The organism is Cupriavidus sp. SK-4, assembly GCF_000611125.1.
GTDB lineage: Bacteria > Pseudomonadota > Gammaproteobacteria > Burkholderiales > Burkholderiaceae > Cupriavidus > Cupriavidus necator.
The window spans coordinates 45,289-60,523 of sequence record NZ_JFJW01000057.1; the positions used below are offsets into that span (position 1 = coordinate 45,289).

Below are 15,235 nucleotides of genomic sequence, written 5' to 3' on the forward strand. Positions count from 1 at the left end.
ACGCATTATGACAGCGCGTTGTCAGGGCTCCCGCCCGCCGCTTGCGCCACCTCGATCAGTTCGTCGATCAACGCCTTCGCGCACCCCGGCAACCCTTCCAGTTCCCGCACGATCACCGCCCGCTCCCGGATCGCCCACGGTTCGTGCAGCTCGATGATCTCGATTTTCATCGTCTGCCGGTGGCGCAACGCGGCCGATAACGGCACCACGCCAATGCCGACGCCAGCCTCGATCATCCGGCACATGGCTTCAAAGCTGCGGATCTGGATGCGGATCTGCAGCTTGCGCCGCTGGTCGCGGACCAGCTCGGTAAGAAAGGCATGCAGGGTGCTGCCTTCATGCAGGCTGACATGCTCGTAGTCGAGCGTGTCTTCAAAAGCGAGGTTCGGCTTCTGCGTCAGCGGATGGCCGACCGGTGTGGCCAGGACCAGCTTGTCGGTACTGAAATGGATGACCTCCAGACCTTCCGAGGTCACCGGTCCGGAGATGATGCCAAGGTCCGCGCTGCCGTCCAGCACGCCGCGGATGATGTCCCGCGTCAGGCGTTCCTGCAGGTCGACGGTGACGGCGGGGCGCTCTGACATGAAGCGCGCCAGTACCTCCGGCATGAACTCCGTCACCGCGGTGGTGTTTGCAAAAATGCGGATATGACCGACCGAGTCCTTGGCATATTCCTCGAACTCGCTTTTGACATGCTCGAACTGGCGCTCGATCACCCGGGTATGCCGCAGCAGGCGCTCGCCGGCAGGGGTCAGGGCAAGGCCCTTGCTTTCCCGATAGAAGAGGCGGGTGCCTAGCTGGTCCTCCAGCGCCTTGAGCCGCGCGCTGGCTGCGGCGGGCGACAGAAATGCCTTGCGCGCCCCACGCGACAGGTTTTCCTCCTCGGCGATGCGTGCAAACAGCCTCAGATCGGCAAAGTCAAAATGCATATGTGCTCCTTCTGCTGAACTTTACCAAGGCGTCAAATATGTCGCAAACCGGTACGTCTTCAGTGTTTTCGGCGCAGACGAACGGCTGCTTCGAGAAAACGAGATTTACCCAGGCCTGCGTCGCTGCGAGACTTGCTCAGAGGCGAATTGCATCGCCGACAGAATCCCAGTCGTTCGTTGCCGCCATGGCAGCTCGAACGCAATCCTTCCCCCCGAAAAGGCTGTTATGCGTCCCCTCGATGGCATTACCGTGGTTTCCCTGGAGCATGCAATCGCTGCGCCATTCTGCACCCGCCAGCTCGCGGACCTGGGCGCGCGCGTGATCAAGATCGAGCGGCCCAGGGTCGGCGACTTTGCGCGCGGCTATGACGAGAGAGTGGACGGCATGTCGTCGCACTTTGCCTGGACCAACCGCTCCAAGGAAAGCCTGGCGCTGGACCTGAAGCACCAGGAAGCGCCCGCCATCCTGCAGAAGATCCTGGACAAGGCCGACGTGCTGGTGCAGAACCTGGCGCCGGGCGCCGCCGACCGGCTCGGCCTGTCATATGAAGCGCTGTTGCAGCGCTATCCCGGCATCGTCGTCTGCGATATCTCCGGCTATGGCAACGACGGCCCCTACCGGGACAAGAAGGCCTATGACCTGCTGATCCAGGCCGAGTCCGGCTTCGTCTCCATCACCGGCACGCCGGAGAGCCCGTCCAAGGCAGGCTGCTCGATCGCGGATATCGCCGCCGGCATGTATGCGTACACCAATATCCTGGCGGCCCTGCTGCAGCGCGGCAAGACGGGCAAGGGCGCCCATATCGACGTATCGATGCTGGAAAGCATGGTCGAGTGGATGAGCTATCCGCTCTACTACGCCTTCGACGGCGCCACGCCGCCGCCGCGCGCGGGCGCCTCGCATGCGACCATCTTCCCCTATGGCCCGTTCACGGCAGGCGATGGCAAGACCATCATTCTCGGCCTGCAGAACGAGCGCGAGTGGGAGGCCTTCTGCCGGGTCGTGCTGGAACGGCCGGAACTCGCCACCGACGCACGCTTCGTCACCAACTCCCTGCGCGCCGGGAGCCGCGAGGCGCTGACGCAGATCATCACCGACGTCTTCTCCGAACTGACCATCGAGCAGGTGGTCGAACGCCTGGAGCGCGCCCAGATCGCCAACGCCCGCATGAACGACATGCGCGATGTCTGGAACCACCCGCAGCTCAAGGCACGCGAGCGGTGGACGTCGGTCAGCTCACCCGTGGGCGTGATTCCGGCACTGCTGCCGCCCGGCATGCCGAACGCCTTCGAGCCGCGCATGGACGCCATCCCGGCCCTGGGTGAACACAGCGAAGGCCTCCTGCGCGAACTCGGCTACACCGCCGACGACGTGTCGCGCCTGCGTACCGAAGGCGCCATCTGATCCCCGGCCGGACCACGGCCGTTCCTGTTCCGCCTCTTCGCGGTCACCTGAGGGCCGGAGGAGGCGCTCGCCCATCTGCCAGACACCGCTCCCATGACCACCACCGCTATCGCCCGTTCCTACCTCTTTGTTCCCGCCAACCGGCCGGAGCGCTTTGCCAAGGCCCACGCATCGGGCGCCGATCGCGTCATCCTGGACCTGGAGGATGCCGTGTCCGAGGGCGACAAGGACCGCGCCAGGCAACTGCTGGCGGACTACCTGGACGCAGGCGGCAGCGGCCTGGTCCGCATCAACGCCACGCAGACGCGCTGGTTCGAGGATGACGTGCGCGCCTGCCTGAAGCCGGGCGTGCGGGGCATCGTGCTGCCCAAGGCGGAGAGCGCGGCACAAATCGCCGAGGTCATGCGACACCTGCCACCGGAGGTCAAGGTGCTGCCGCTGATCGAGACCGCCGCCGGCATGACCAACGTGGCGGATATTGCAGCCGCGCCGGGCGCCGAGCGCCTGATCTTCGGCACTGTGGATGTCCGCACGGAACTGGGTATCGAAGGCGACGACCAGGAGCTGCTGTTCTTCCGCTCCATGCTGGTCCTGGCCTCGCGGGCCGCGGGCATTGCGGCGCCGGTGGACGGGGTGACGGTTTCCATCTCCGATGTCGATGAACTGCGCGCCGCCAGCGCTCGTGGCCGCCGGCTCGGATTCGGCGCAAAGCTCTGCATCCATCCGTTGCAAGTAGCGGAGGTCAACACCGCATATCGGCCTACCGAGGCACAACTGGCGTGGGCACAGCGCGTCATCGATGGCGCCAAGTCGAGCCCGGGGGCGTTCCAGCTGGATGGCGAAATGATCGACGCGCCCGTGATCGCACGTGCTGCGGATCTGCTCAGGCAGGCGGGCCGGGCGACCTCCTGACCGGCGCGCGCATTCCTCGCTGCACTTCAGTACCGCGTAGATCCGTTTCTGCCGGACACTGCATTCGGGTATGCGGCAGCCCATGCTTTCTGTCGAAGCGAATGGCTCGTTCCGAACTTTCGAATTGGAAGCAGCGGCGGCACCGTGCATAGTGGAGGTCAGGCAATCAGACCACAGAGAGACGTGATGGACGTTGTGAAGTTGAAAGAATGGGTTGGGAAGACGACCGAAAGCCAGGACGAGGTCACAGCGTTTCCCGTCAAGGCACTCGCGGCGACGCTTGACTACGATGACCCGGCGCCCGTTCGCGGCGATGCCATTGCACCGCTCTGGCACTGGCTCTATTTCCTGCCACTGCACCGGCAATCCGAGATCGGTTCCGATGGCCACGCCAGCCGCGGCGGCTTCCTGCCGCCGGTGCCGCTGCCACGCCGCATGTGGGCCGGCGGCCGTCTGTGGTTCCACCAGCCGCTGCGCATCGGCGATGCCGCTTCCAAGGCGTCGCGCATCCTTGATGTCAGTGCCAAGTCCGGACGCAGCGGCTCGCTCGCCTTTGTGACGGTGGAGCACAAGTACTACGGCGGCAACGGACTCGCGGTTACCGAAGAACACGACATCGTCTACCGCGAGAACGCATCGCCGAACGCGCCCACCCCGGAACCGGTGCCGGCGCCGACAGGCGAAGAATGGGTGCACGAGGTGGCGACCGACCCGGTGCTGCTGTTCCGCTTTTCCGCGCTGACGTTCAACGGCCATCGCATCCATTACGACAAGCAGTACTTGACCGCGGTCGAGCACTACCCGGACCTGATCGTCCACGGTCCGCTGCAGGCGATGCTGCTGCTCGAACTGGTGCGCAAGAACCTGCCGGATGCAGTGGTCAAGAGCTTCTCGTTCCGGGGCGTTCGGCCGACCTTCGTGCCCCAGCGCATTTTTGTCTGCGGCAAGCGCAGCGAGGACGGCAAGACCGTCGAGCTGTGGATCCGCCATGAAGACGGCGCCCTCGCGATGAGCGCGACCGCTGAACTGAACTAACCCCAAAAGTTGTTGGAGACAAGGCTGTGCAGAACAGAATCGATGAATACCAGGAAATCCGTGAAGCCGTGCGCGACCTGTGCGGCCAGTTCTCGTCGGAGTACTTCCGAAAGGTTGACGAAGTGCGGGGCTATCCCGAGGAATTCGTTAACGCGCTGACCCAGGCTGGCTGGTTGGCCGCGCTGATCCCGGAGGAGTATGGCGGCTCGGGCCTGGGCCTGACTCAGGCGTCCGTCATCATGGAAGAAATCAACCGGGCCGGCGGCAATTCGGGCGCCTGCCACGGCCAGATGTACAACATGGGCACGCTGCTGCGCCACGGTTCCGCCGAACAGAAGAAGCTGTACCTGCCCAAGATCGCCAGCGGCGAACTGCGCCTGCAATCGATGGCGGTGACCGAGCCGACTACCGGCACTGACACTACCAAAATCAAGACCACTGCCGTGCGCAAGGGCGACAAGTATGTCGTGAACGGCCAGAAGGTGTGGATCTCGCGCGTCCAGCATTCGGACCTGATGATCCTGCTGGCCCGCACCACGCCGCTGGCCGAGTGCAAGAAGAAGTCCGAAGGCATGTCGATCTTCCTGGTGGACCTGCGCGAGGCCATCGGCAAGGGGCTGACGGTGCAGCCCATCATCAACATGGTCAACCACGAGACCAATGAGCTGTTCTTCGACAACCTGGAGATTCCGGCGGAGAACCTGATCGGCGAGGAAGGCAAGGGCTTCAAGTACATCCTGGATGGCCTCAACGCCGAGCGCACCCTGATCGCCGCCGAGTGCATCGGCGACGGCTACTGGTTTATCGACAAGGTGACCAAGTACGTCAACGAGCGCATCGTCTTCGGCCGGCCGATCGGCCAGAACCAGGGCGTGCAGTTCCCTATCGCCAGGGCCTTCGTCAACGTGGAAGCGGCCAACCTGATGCGGTTCAAGGCGGCCAAGCTGTTCGACGCGCACCAGCCCTGCGGCGCCGAAGCCAATATGGCGAAGCTGCTGGCCGCGGACGCGTCGTGGGAAGCGGCCAATGCCTGCCTGCAGTATCACGGCGGCTTTGGCTTCGCGGCGGAGTACGACGTCGAGCGCAAGTTCCGCGAGACCCGGCTCTACCAGGTGGCGCCGATTTCGACCAACCTGATTCTTTCCTACATCGGCGAGCATATCCTGGGGATGCCGCGCTCGTTCTGAGGTTTTGCTTCAATGGTCTCTGCTCCTCGTGCCCCCCACGGAGTCCGCATAACCGATTGGGTGCTCCCTCTCCCGCTTGCGGGAGAGGGTTGGGGTGAGGGCCAGGGAGGTCAACGAAGTCAGCCCCCCAGCGTTTGCAGCAAGCTCAGTTTTCCTGCCACGGCATCTCTTTCCACAGGTGACGGAAGCCCGTCTCCCCGCGCTCCAGCTCCGCGCTGTAGGCGCCCGGCGCCAGATAGCGCAACGGCGCATACATCGCTTCGGCCTGCTGGCGGAACTGCGGATCCGCGACCACGCGCGCCATCGCCTCCACCAGTTTCTTCCTGACCGGTTCAGGCAGGCCCTTGGGCGCCGCCAGGCCGCGCAGCGAAGCCAGCTCGATGTCGAAGCCCTGTTCGCGGAAGGTGGGCACGTTCGGGGCCAGCGTTGCCCGTGTTGCGCCCATCTGGCCAAGGAACTTGATCGGCGAGCCGCCTTTCTGGTACTGCAGCGCTTCGCCCACATTGATGGCACCGATGGTGAGCTGCTGCCCGACCAGCGCCGCACGCACGTCGCCGGCGCCCTTGTAGCCGACGTGAGTCAGCTTGACGCCCGCGGCCTTCTCGAACAGCAGCATGGCGAGGTGGTCGTCCGAGCCGACGCCGGTGGTGCCGACTGACACCTCTCCCGGATGCGCCTTGGCATGGCGGACCAGCGCGGCCAGCGAGTCGATGCCGTTGCTGTTGTGCACCGTGAAGCCGCCCGGATCGTCGACCAGGTTGCCGATCAGGTCGAAGCTGCGCCAGGTGAATCTGGTTTTGCGCTCGATGGGAATGGTCAGCAGGTTCGGCGTATTGATAAAGCCGATGGTGTAGCCGTCCGGCGCGGCGCGGGCCAGTTCGGCGAAGCCGATGGCACCGCCCGCGCCGGGCTTGTTCTGTACCACCACCGTGGCCCCGCCGAGCTGCTTCTCGAGGTGCCGGGCCAGCAGGCGTGCCACCAGGTCAGTGCCGCCCCCCGGACCGTACGCCACGATCATCTGGATCGGGCGGTTGGGATAGGGCGCCTCTGCGCTGGCACCGGTAGCGGCGGCGAGGCCGCACGCCAGTGCGAGCGCGCCGGCAAGGCGAAGCGGGAAGCGCCGGCGCCGTTGGCTTAGGGTCGGGTGCATGGTAAGTGTCTCCTCGCCGGTCTCGTTGCCGGCATATCGTCGATGATGAATGCTTTGCTACGGTGTGACCGTCGACGCTGGCACCCGCATCGCCGCCGCAATGCGCAGGCGCGCTCGCGGCCAGACTTCGGGGTTGACCAGCCGCTCCGGCCGCTCGCCACTGCCCAGCAGCGTGACGATCTGGGTGGCGGCCAGCTCGGCGTTCCTGCGCCGCGCTTCGTGCGTGACGCCGGCGGTGTGGAAGGTGGCGACGACGTTGTCCAGCGCGAGCACGGGATGGGCGCGCGGTGGCGGCTCCTGGTCCCACACGTCCAGACCGGCGCCGGCAAGATGGCCGCTGGCCAGCGCCGCATGCAGCGCGACCTCATCGTGGATGCCGCCGCGCGCGGTGCTGACGAAGATGCTGCCCGGCCGCATCGCGGCAAAGGCGGCGCCATCCATCATGCGCAGCGTGGTGGCGTCGCGCGGGCAATGCAGCGAGACCGCGTCGGCGCTGCGCAGCAATTCGTCGAAGGACACCGCCTGCGCGCCGCGTGCGGCCAGCTCAACCGCATCCAGCGCCGGATCGCAGCCGATCACGCGCATGCCGAAGGCGCGGCCGAGTACGGCGACGCGGCGGCCGGCGTGGCCCACGCCGACCAGGCCGAGCGTGCGGCCGCGCAGTTCGTGGCCCATCAGGTCCTCACGGCTCTCGCAGTCGTGCGCGCGCAGGCGGCGGTCGGATTCGGCGATACGGCGCAACACTGCCAGCATCAGGCCCAGCGTCATCTCCGCCACCGAGTCGGCGTTGCCGCCGGCCTGGTTGAGCACCGCGACACCGGCTTTGGTGCAGGCATCGATGTCGATGGTGTCGCAGCCGGAGCCGCTGGACGACACCGCCAGCAGCTCGGGGCAGCGCGCCAGCAGCGCGGCGTCGGCAAACCAGCGGCGGGGAATCTCATCCTTGGCGGCCGAGATCTGGTAGACATGGGCGCTGGACAGCCGGTCCCAGGCTGCAGCGTCGGCGCCTTCGCGGGCGCAGGTGTGCAGGGTCAGGCCGGGCGTGGCCGTGACGATGCGGTCGAAGGCCGGGTCCAGCCAGTGGTCGAAGCGGACCACCGTGCCGGCGGCGGGCATCGGCAGGACAGGCGCGTTCATACGGCCACCCCCTTCTCGCGCAGCGTGCGCTCGACCCAGCTCCGATCAGCGCGGCCTTGCGCGATCGACTCGAGCACCGCTGCTTCGGTGCGCTGTACGTGCTCCACGCGCGCGGCGATTTCCTCGGCATCTTCGGCCGCGACCACCAGCAGGCCGTCGCCGTCGCCGAGCACCAGGTCGCCGGAGCGTACCACCATGCCGTCGATGCAAACGGGCACATGCAATTCGCCGGGACCATCCTTGTAAGGACCGCGGTGCGAGATTCCCCGCGCGTACACAGCGAGCGTTTCCTTGCCAATGGTGTCGCTGTCGCGGATCAGGCCGTCGATGACGAAGCCCGCTGCGCCGCGCGCGATCGCCAGCGCCAGCATGATCTCGCCGATGATGGCATTGGGGCCGGCTCCGCCGGCATCGACCACGATCACATCGCCGGGACCGCAGAGGTCGAGCGCCTTGTGCACCATCAGGTTGTCGCCCGGGCGTGTGCGCACCGTGAGTGCGCGGCCAGCCATGACGCCATCGCGCCGGTGATAGGGCCGCAGCTGCGTGGTGCCGACGGTGCGGCTCATTGCGTCGCTGACATTGGCCACCGGGAAGCCGCGGTAGCGTTCCAGCAGCGCATTGCTGACGGTCAGCGCCGGCCTGGGGTGGATGCGGAAGCCGTGAAGCGTGCTCATCGATAAGTCTCCGGGTGAGGGGGCATGTGGGGTAGTGAAGCGGCAGGCCGGATGCAGGCAGGGTTGATGTCTGCCAGCCGGGTCAGGCCGAGCATCGCCATATCGCGCGAGATCTCGGCCTGCAACAAGTCGATGGCGTGCGCAACGCCGGGGGTGGATCCGAGCGCCGCCGCATAGGCGAACGGCCGGCCGACGAAGACGCAACGCGCGCCGAGCGCGAGCGCCTTGATCACGTCCGTGCCGCGGCGTATGCCGCTGTCGAGCATCACCGGCAGGTTGGGCACGGCGCCGACGATCTCGGGCAGGACGCGCAGCGGCGCGATGGCGCCGTCCAGTTGGCGGCCGCCGTGGTTCGAGACGATGATCCCGTCCACGCCATGCCGGAGCGCCAGCAAGGCGTCTTCCGCGGTCAGGATGCCCTTGACCACCAGCGTGCCTTTCCAGCGCCGGCGGATGGCTTCGAAGTGCGTCCAGGTGAAATGTGCGCGGTCGGAGAAGTCGCGCAGCACGCGCGACGACAGGATGGGCGCGCCGCGGTGCGCATAGGCGTTCTCGAAATGCGGCATGCCGTGCCGCAGCAGCGTGCGCGCAAAGGTGCCGAGCAGCCAGCGTGTATGCGTGATGCCTTGCCATGCCAGGCTCGCGCTTGGCCGCAGCGGTGTCGAGAAGCCGGCGCGCACATTGTTCTCGCGATTGCCGGCAACGGGTGTATCGACGGTGATCACCAGCGTCGATACGCCTGCTGCCTCGACGCGCGACAACAGCCCGTCGATCTGCGCCATGTCGCCGGGCAGGTAGGCCTGGAACCAGGTGCCGGGCGCGGCCGCCATCACTTCTTCCAGCCGGATCAGCGATGAACCGCTCATGATCGCGGGCACCGCGGCTTGTTGCGCGGCCTGCGCCAGCACGATGTCGCCGCGGTAAGCGAGCAGCGCGGCAATTCCCATGGGCGCAACGCCGAAGGGGGCGGCATAGCGCCGGCCGAACAGCTCGAAGCCCAGTTCGCGCGTGGCCACGCCGGCGAGCACGCGCGGCCGCAACGCGATCTCGGCGAAGGCGCGGCGGTTCTCCTTCAGCGAGACGCTGTCCTCCACCGCGCCGCTGACATAGGCGTACAGCGGCCGGGGCAGGCGGCGGCGGGCGAGCGGGTCAAGGTCGTTCAGCGAAAGCACCTGCGTGCGCAGCGCGGCAGCCCTGCGGGCTGGCGCGGTCGGTGCAGCAGCGGCACGTGAAGCACTTTCCGCACCATTGGCGGAAGTCGCTGCTGCAGGGGCTTGGATGGCAGGCATGGTCGATGTGAAGTGGCAAGGCGACGACGAGGCTTCAATCTAGCAACGACCAAGAATCGATAAAAGCGAAAAATAACGAAGATATAATTTCGCTTTTAGGAAACAAAGATCGCCGCCTCGGGTTGGCCCTGATCCCATGACCCTCAAGCAACTGGAAGCCTTCTACTGGGCCGCGACCTGCCTCAACTTCTCGGTAGCCGCCGAGCGCTGCCACCTGTCCGTGTCTTCGCTGTCCAAGCGGGTGGCTGAGCTCGAAACCTCCCTCGGCGTGCAGCTGTTCGACCGCAGCGGCCGCCGCGCCGAGCTGACCGCGCAGGGCGAGCAGATGCTGCCGCGTATTCGCGAACTGCTGCGGGTCGCTGCCGAGCTGCAGCAGTCGGCGGGGCAGAGCCGTGGCCTGCAAGGCCGTTGCCGCGTGGGCCTGGGCGAACTGAGCGGCCTGACCTGGCTGCCCCGGCTGGTAAGGCAGACGGCCATCCGGCACCCCGAGCTTCAGCTCGAGCCCTACGTCGATATCGGTCAGGTGCTGGAGCAGCGCCTGGAAGATGGCGAACTCGACCTCGCGGTGATCGCCGGGCCGTCATCGCGCAGCAGCCTCGCGTCGGAACGGATCGCGCAGGTCGATTTTGTCTGGGTCGCGACCGGGTCATTTATCGACCAGACCGGTACCGACGATCCGCGGCGGCTGATGGCGGAGCATTTGCTGCTGTCCCTGCCGGTCGGCGCGGGCGGCACCCGGGTGCTTGACCAGTGGCTGGCCACCCGCGGCATGGCGGTCAACCGTCGCCTGGTGTGCAACAGCTGGGGCGCCGTGGTCGGCATGGTGGCGGAAGGACTGGGTTTTGCCTTCATGCCCAGGCAATGGGCCGAAGCGCTGGAAGCGCGCGGGGTGTTGCAGATCCTGAGGAAGGGCGGCGCGCTGGAACCGCTGCACTATGTCGTGCAATGGCGCCGCGACGACGCGCGCCTGCTGATCACGGAGATGCGCGACGTCATCAAGGACGTGATCGAATTCCAGGCGCCGCGTTGCCTGGTGTAGGCCGCCTCTCGCAGGGTAGATTTGGCGCAAGGTGCGCGGATTTCGCAGACGGCTGTACAACCGTTGCCTCCATGAGTGGCGGTGGCACGCCAGTTGCGAGCCTGGAACGACATTTGCGTGGGAATCTTCAACCCGCCGGCAGATGGCGGGCCCTGAACAGCGCCGCGGACATTGCATCTGCCATGGCCCATGCCGGATGACCGCGGCTGTCATGGAGACGACCATGCCAAGGGCATCGAGCATAGCCCAAGCCAGGGCAGACAAGAGAGCAGGCAAGTCGCCGACCACCCAGGCCGGCCATTTCGTTCACGACGAAATCGAAGCCGTGCGCAAGGGTAAGCACGGCGTGCGCTCGGCCAAGCAGGCCATAGCGATCGGTTTGTCGGAGGCGCGCCGCGCCGGCGTCGACGTGCCGCCGAAGAAGGGCGCGACCAAGGCGGAAACCAAGTCCGCCGCCGCCGCCAAGGCCGCGCCGCAACGCGCGAGTTCAGAAAGCACGGCCAAGCGGTCCCAGGCCGCGCTCAAGGCACTCAAGCGCGAGAGCACCGCCGGTGCTTCTCCCAAGGCGCTGTCCGCCCAGGCCAAGAGCGCAGCAAGCAAGCGCACCGCGACCGATCGCTCGGCTGCCGCGAAGAAGGCCGCCAGCACCAAGGGCGCTGCCGGTCGCTCCGAAGCGGCCCGCAAGGCCGCTCGCACGCGTGCGGCAAAGAAGGAGTCAGCCCGTTAGCGCCACGGCCTTGCAGGCCCGCTTATCCTTTGCGGAGCCGCGGGTCTTGAATCGCCGTTTGGGTGCTCCCCCTCCCGCAAGTGAACTGACCCCCGGAAGTTGGAGACAACTTTTGGGGGTTCTTACATGGGCAGGTACCCCGAGCAGTTCAAGCTGTCGGCTGCGCCGCACGCGAGCGCAGCCATGACCCTGATGGCCGCCGGCGGCGGGGCTTCATGGAGGGGCGAGAAATTCCGAGATCCGTTCCCACATCGCTGGCGGGTTCGAATACATCGGGAAATGCCCGCATCGCGGAATCTCGGCAAGTTCCACGCCGTTGCGCTGCAGCAGTTCCAGGTAGGACAGCGTAGCGTTCTGCTCGCCATACATGAACATCCGCGGGCAGGGCAGCCCCAGGAACTTCGTCATCAGGTCGCCGTGGTCGGACAATGCCACCATGGATTCGAAGATGCCGCGGACCGCGTCGGCGCGAACCTTGTGCCGCAGGCTCGCCGCATACAGCGGACTGGAAAAGCAGGGGGACTGCCAGGTACGCTCAATGAAGTCCGCAAAGAAGGCTTCGGCGTCATCCGTGCGGTGCGAGATGAGCTGCCGGCTCAGGAAGCAGTCCTCCGGCGCCACATTGCCTTCGATGTCGATGAAACTGAGGACCCGGTCCGGGACGCGATGCGCCAGCATGAGGGCCGTCAGCCCACCCATGGAATGCCCGATCAGGTGGAAACGCTGGACACCGTAGTGGTCCAGCACGGCGAGCGCGATATCGACGAGGAAGGGAATCGAAACCCGCGACAGGTCTTCGCAAGCCGTTTCCCCGCAGCCGGGCGCGTCGTACGCGATGATCGCGCGGTGCGCGAGCCTGGGCTGCAGTACGACGTCCGCATAGTCCTCCTTGGTCGATCCGAAGCCATGCAGGAAGACAAGGGGAGGGCCTTCGCCGGCCGAACGCAGGCATGACAGGTCGATGCTGGCGCCATCCACGGATAAGGGCAGGCGTTGCTTGGTGAGTGCTGTTGGCAATGACACGCTGGTGACCTCTACAGGCGGATGGGAGCAGGGGGCAGGCTGTGACGATCCTGCCGGCCTGGCTGGTTGGCGTAAAGGCTGCCTAGTCCTTCAGTGACAGGCAGAACTGCCGGATTGCCCGACACGCCTGGCGCAGCGAATCGGTGTCGAGGGCATAGGCAATCCGGATATAGGGGCCCAGCCCGAACGCGCTGCCATGCACGACCGCCACGTTGGCTTCATCCAGCAGCGCGCCGGCGACGTCCTCGTCGGTGGCCAGCAAGGTACCTGCGGCCGTGCGCCGGCCCAGCATGCCTGCGCAGGATGCGAACGCGTAGAACGCGCCCGCAGGCACCGGGCATGCCAGCCCCGGGGTCTCGTTGAGCATGCCGACCATCAGGTTGCGGCGTTCCTCGAACACGGCACGCGATTCCCGGATGAAGTCCTTCGGCCCGTTCAGCGCGGCCAGTGCGGCATGCTGGGAGATCGAGGAGGCGCCGGAGGTCTGCTGGCCCTGGACCTTCTCCATCGCTTCCAGCAGCCAGCGCGGTCCGGTGCCGAAGCCGATGCGCCAGCCAGTCATGGCGTAGGCCTTGGACACGCCGTTCATGGTCAGCGTGCGCGCGGCGAGGCGCGGTGCCACTGCCGCGATCGTATGGAAGCCGGCACCGTCGAAGGTCAGGTGCTCGTAGATATCGTCCGACAGCACCAGCACATGCGGGTGGGCCAGCAGGACCTCTGCCAGCGCCGCCAGTTCATCGCGCGTGTAGACAGCGCCGGTAGGATTCGATGGCGAATTCAGGATGAGCCAGCGCGTGCGCGGGGTGATGGCGCGGGCCAGCGCGTCGGGCGTCAGCTTGAAGCCGACATCCGCGCCGCACGAGACGATGACGGGAACTGCCCCGGACAACTGGACCATCTCCGGGTAGCTGACCCAGTAAGGCGCTGGCACGATCACTTCGTCCCCGGCATTCAGCGTCGCCGACAAGGCGTTGTAGATCACCTGCTTGCCGCCGCTGCAGACGATGGTGTCCTGCCAGCCTACGTCAAGGCCATTCTCGCGCTGGAACTTGGCGGCAATCGCCTCGCGCAGCGGGCGCATGCCTGCCACTTGCGTGTAGCGCGTGTGGCCCGCACGGATCGCTTCGATCGCGGCGTCACAGACATGTGCCGGGGTGTCGAAATCGGGTTCGCCGGCGCTCAGCGAAATGATCCGCGCGCCGGCGGCTCGCCGCGCGGCCACGCGATCCATGATCTTGTAAGTCGCCGAAGCCTGCGCGCTGGCCAGGTTGAGGTTCAGTCGTGCAAGGTCGGGCTGCATCACGCTTTCCTCTGCAGGGTGTGATAACCAAGGGCCTCACGCGCCTGGCCCAGCGTCTTGCCGCCGGCGATGTGCTCGCGGATCCTTGACTCGACCGCCTCGATCGTCCGTGCCAGTTCGGCGACTTCACGCGCGCGTTCGCGCGGCACCACCACGACGCCGTTGGCATCGGCCACCACGATGTCGCGCGGACAAACGCGGGCCGTGCCGATCGAGACCGGGGTGTTGACGGCTTCGACCTGGACCCGGTCCTTGCCGGTACGCATGAAGCGTCCCCGTGTAAAGAGGGGATAGCCGTCGCCCAGTGCCCTGGAGACGTCGCGGCAAACGCCGTCGATCACGGTGCCGGCAATGCCGCGGGCGCCGGCGTATTGCGTCATGATGTCGCCCCAGACCGTGCAGTCGGTGCGGCTGTCGTTGTCGATGACCACCACGTCGCCGGCGGCCACGTCGTCAATGAAGTCCCCGACCGTGCCCGGCGGCGTGCTTGCCGGCACATACCTGACCGTGTAGGCCGGCCCGACCACGGTCTGGCGGTAGTTGTCCAGCGGCGCAATGCCCAGGCACTGGCCCGGCAGCCCGAGCTTGTCCATGGCGTCAGAGACGCCTGGCGTATCCAGGCCTTCGAACAGGGAAACCAGTTCCTTGTCCAGCGCGCTCATTTTGCTTCCTTTGCGTTGATGGCTTCGAATTCCTTGTCGTGCATGACTTCGGCCACCGAGCGGCCGGCACGTACCGCCTGGACCATGCCGTCCTGGCGGCGGGCGATGCGCTCGCCCAGGTCAAGCACTTCCTCGATACGCGCAGCGGGCACGAATACCGTGCCGCAGCGGTCTGCAATCACGTAGTCGTCCTGGTTCACGACGACGCCGCCAAAGACCACTGGTTCGCCGGATCCCACCTGCACCACGCGATTGCGCGCGCTGACCATGGTCACGCCGCGGCCGAAGACCGGGTAGCCGATGGATTCGCTGCCCTCGATGTCGCGGCTGACGCCGTCGATCACGGAGCCACGGATCTTCTTCGCGGTCGCCGCGTTGGCGAGGATGTCGCCCCAGCAGGACACACCCTCGGTGCCGCCGGCAATCACCAGGATGCGGTCGTCGCTCCGGACTTCGGCGATGACGGGGGAGATCAGATGTACCGTCGGCTTCGCATCGGTTTTCGGTCCGAGCTGGATGGTACTGGCACGGCCGACGATCTTCGGGCAGTCCCAGAGCGGCCGGATTCCGTAGGTGGCGCCGCGCAGGTCAAGAAAATCGAGCGCATCGGAAACGGTGTTCGTGTCCAGGGAAGCAAGGCGGTCAAGCAAGGCGGCTGTCATGCTGGGGTCGACTCAGGTTGCAGGGCTTTCACTTTGGGCGCTACAGTTGAATCTGTAAATTCCGAAGATTGGAAGCTTTCCATAGGTTCAACGTATCAGAG

General features: G+C 66.2%; 15 protein-coding genes. 6 read left to right on the forward strand and 9 right to left on the reverse strand.

The annotated features are described in order from the left end of the window. Positions 1-5: 5 nt before the first annotated feature. A complete protein-coding gene (locus CF68_RS11415; RefSeq protein WP_035818620.1) occupies positions 6-929 on the reverse strand; it encodes a LysR family transcriptional regulator in 924 nt (307 codons plus the stop codon). Between the two features lie 226 nt (positions 930-1,155). Here CF68_RS11415 and CF68_RS11420 point away from each other — a divergent pair, with 226 nt between their 5' ends. The 4 genes from CF68_RS11420 (at position 1,156) to CF68_RS11435 (ending at position 5,468) form a co-directional block, all read left to right on the forward strand. Further along, entirely contained in the window at positions 1,156-2,334 is a 1,179-nt protein-coding gene (locus CF68_RS11420; RefSeq protein WP_035818622.1) for a CaiB/BaiF CoA-transferase family protein, read from the forward strand. A gap of 93 nt (positions 2,335-2,427) precedes the next feature. After that, positions 2,428-3,246, forward strand: a complete 819-nt coding sequence (locus CF68_RS11425) for a CoA ester lyase (protein ID WP_035818623.1) — start codon at positions 2,428-2,430, stop codon at positions 3,244-3,246. 186 nt (positions 3,247-3,432) lie between these two features. Next, a complete protein-coding gene (locus CF68_RS11430) occupies positions 3,433-4,281 on the forward strand; it encodes a MaoC family dehydratase N-terminal domain-containing protein (RefSeq protein WP_035818625.1) in 849 nt (282 codons plus the stop codon). 26 nt (positions 4,282-4,307) lie between these two features. Continuing rightward, positions 4,308-5,468: an acyl-CoA dehydrogenase family protein gene (locus CF68_RS11435; protein WP_035818627.1), complete on the forward strand. Its 1,161-nt coding sequence runs from the start codon at positions 4,308-4,310 to the stop codon at positions 5,466-5,468. A 145-nt stretch (positions 5,469-5,613) separates the two neighbouring features. Here CF68_RS11435 and CF68_RS11440 read toward each other — a convergent pair whose 3' ends face one another. Genes CF68_RS11440 through CF68_RS11455 form a run of 4 tightly spaced genes read right to left on the reverse strand, consistent with a single transcriptional unit; the run spans position 5,614 to position 9,604 of the window. Further along, positions 5,614-6,618 carry a tripartite tricarboxylate transporter substrate binding protein gene (locus CF68_RS11440; RefSeq protein ID WP_035818628.1) on the reverse strand — a complete coding sequence of 335 codons (1,005 nt, stop codon included), beginning with the start codon at positions 6,616-6,618 and terminating at the stop codon, positions 5,614-5,616. Positions 6,619-6,675: 57 nt separating this feature from the next. After that, positions 6,676-7,755, reverse strand: a complete 1,080-nt coding sequence (locus CF68_RS11445; protein ID WP_235205740.1) for a hydroxyacid dehydrogenase — start codon at positions 7,753-7,755, stop codon at positions 6,676-6,678. Then, positions 7,752-8,432: an RraA family protein gene (locus CF68_RS11450; protein ID WP_035818632.1), complete on the reverse strand. Its 681-nt coding sequence runs from the start codon at positions 8,430-8,432 to the stop codon at positions 7,752-7,754. The genes CF68_RS11445 and CF68_RS11450 overlap by 4 nt, the downstream gene beginning before the upstream one ends. After that, on the reverse strand, positions 8,429-9,604 hold the full coding sequence (locus CF68_RS11455; protein WP_035818635.1) for an alpha-hydroxy acid oxidase: 1,176 nt from the start codon (positions 9,602-9,604) through the stop codon (positions 8,429-8,431). Before CF68_RS11455 ends, CF68_RS11450 begins: the two co-directional genes overlap by 4 nt. Positions 9,605-9,857: 253 nt before the next feature. On the opposite strand from CF68_RS11455, the gene CF68_RS11460 reads away from it, so the two are divergent. Next, complete coding sequence (locus tag CF68_RS11460; protein ID WP_035818638.1) at positions 9,858-10,760, forward strand: LysR family transcriptional regulator; 903 nt, start codon at positions 9,858-9,860, stop codon at positions 10,758-10,760. Between the two features lie 223 nt (positions 10,761-10,983). Then, a complete protein-coding gene (locus CF68_RS11465; RefSeq protein WP_035818640.1) occupies positions 10,984-11,487 on the forward strand; it encodes a DUF6496 domain-containing protein in 504 nt (167 codons plus the stop codon). Between the two features lie 213 nt (positions 11,488-11,700). Here CF68_RS11465 and CF68_RS11470 read toward each other — a convergent pair whose 3' ends face one another. From CF68_RS11470 to CF68_RS11485, 4 genes are all read right to left on the reverse strand, one after another. Then, complete coding sequence (locus CF68_RS11470) at positions 11,701-12,465, reverse strand: alpha/beta fold hydrolase (protein ID WP_235205741.1); 765 nt, start codon at positions 12,463-12,465, stop codon at positions 11,701-11,703. A gap of 127 nt (positions 12,466-12,592) precedes the next feature. Next, positions 12,593-13,810, reverse strand: coding sequence for a pyridoxal phosphate-dependent aminotransferase (locus tag CF68_RS11475; protein ID WP_035818646.1), 1,218 nt, complete (start codon positions 13,808-13,810; stop codon positions 12,593-12,595). Beyond that, a complete protein-coding gene (locus CF68_RS11480; RefSeq protein ID WP_035818649.1) occupies positions 13,810-14,472 on the reverse strand; it encodes an RraA family protein in 663 nt (220 codons plus the stop codon). Before CF68_RS11480 ends, CF68_RS11475 begins: the two co-directional genes overlap by 1 nt. Continuing rightward, positions 14,469-15,134, reverse strand: coding sequence for an RraA family protein (locus CF68_RS11485; RefSeq protein ID WP_035818652.1), 666 nt, complete (start codon positions 15,132-15,134; stop codon positions 14,469-14,471). The genes CF68_RS11480 and CF68_RS11485 overlap by 4 nt, the downstream gene beginning before the upstream one ends. Between the last annotated feature and the right edge of the window lie 101 nt (positions 15,135-15,235).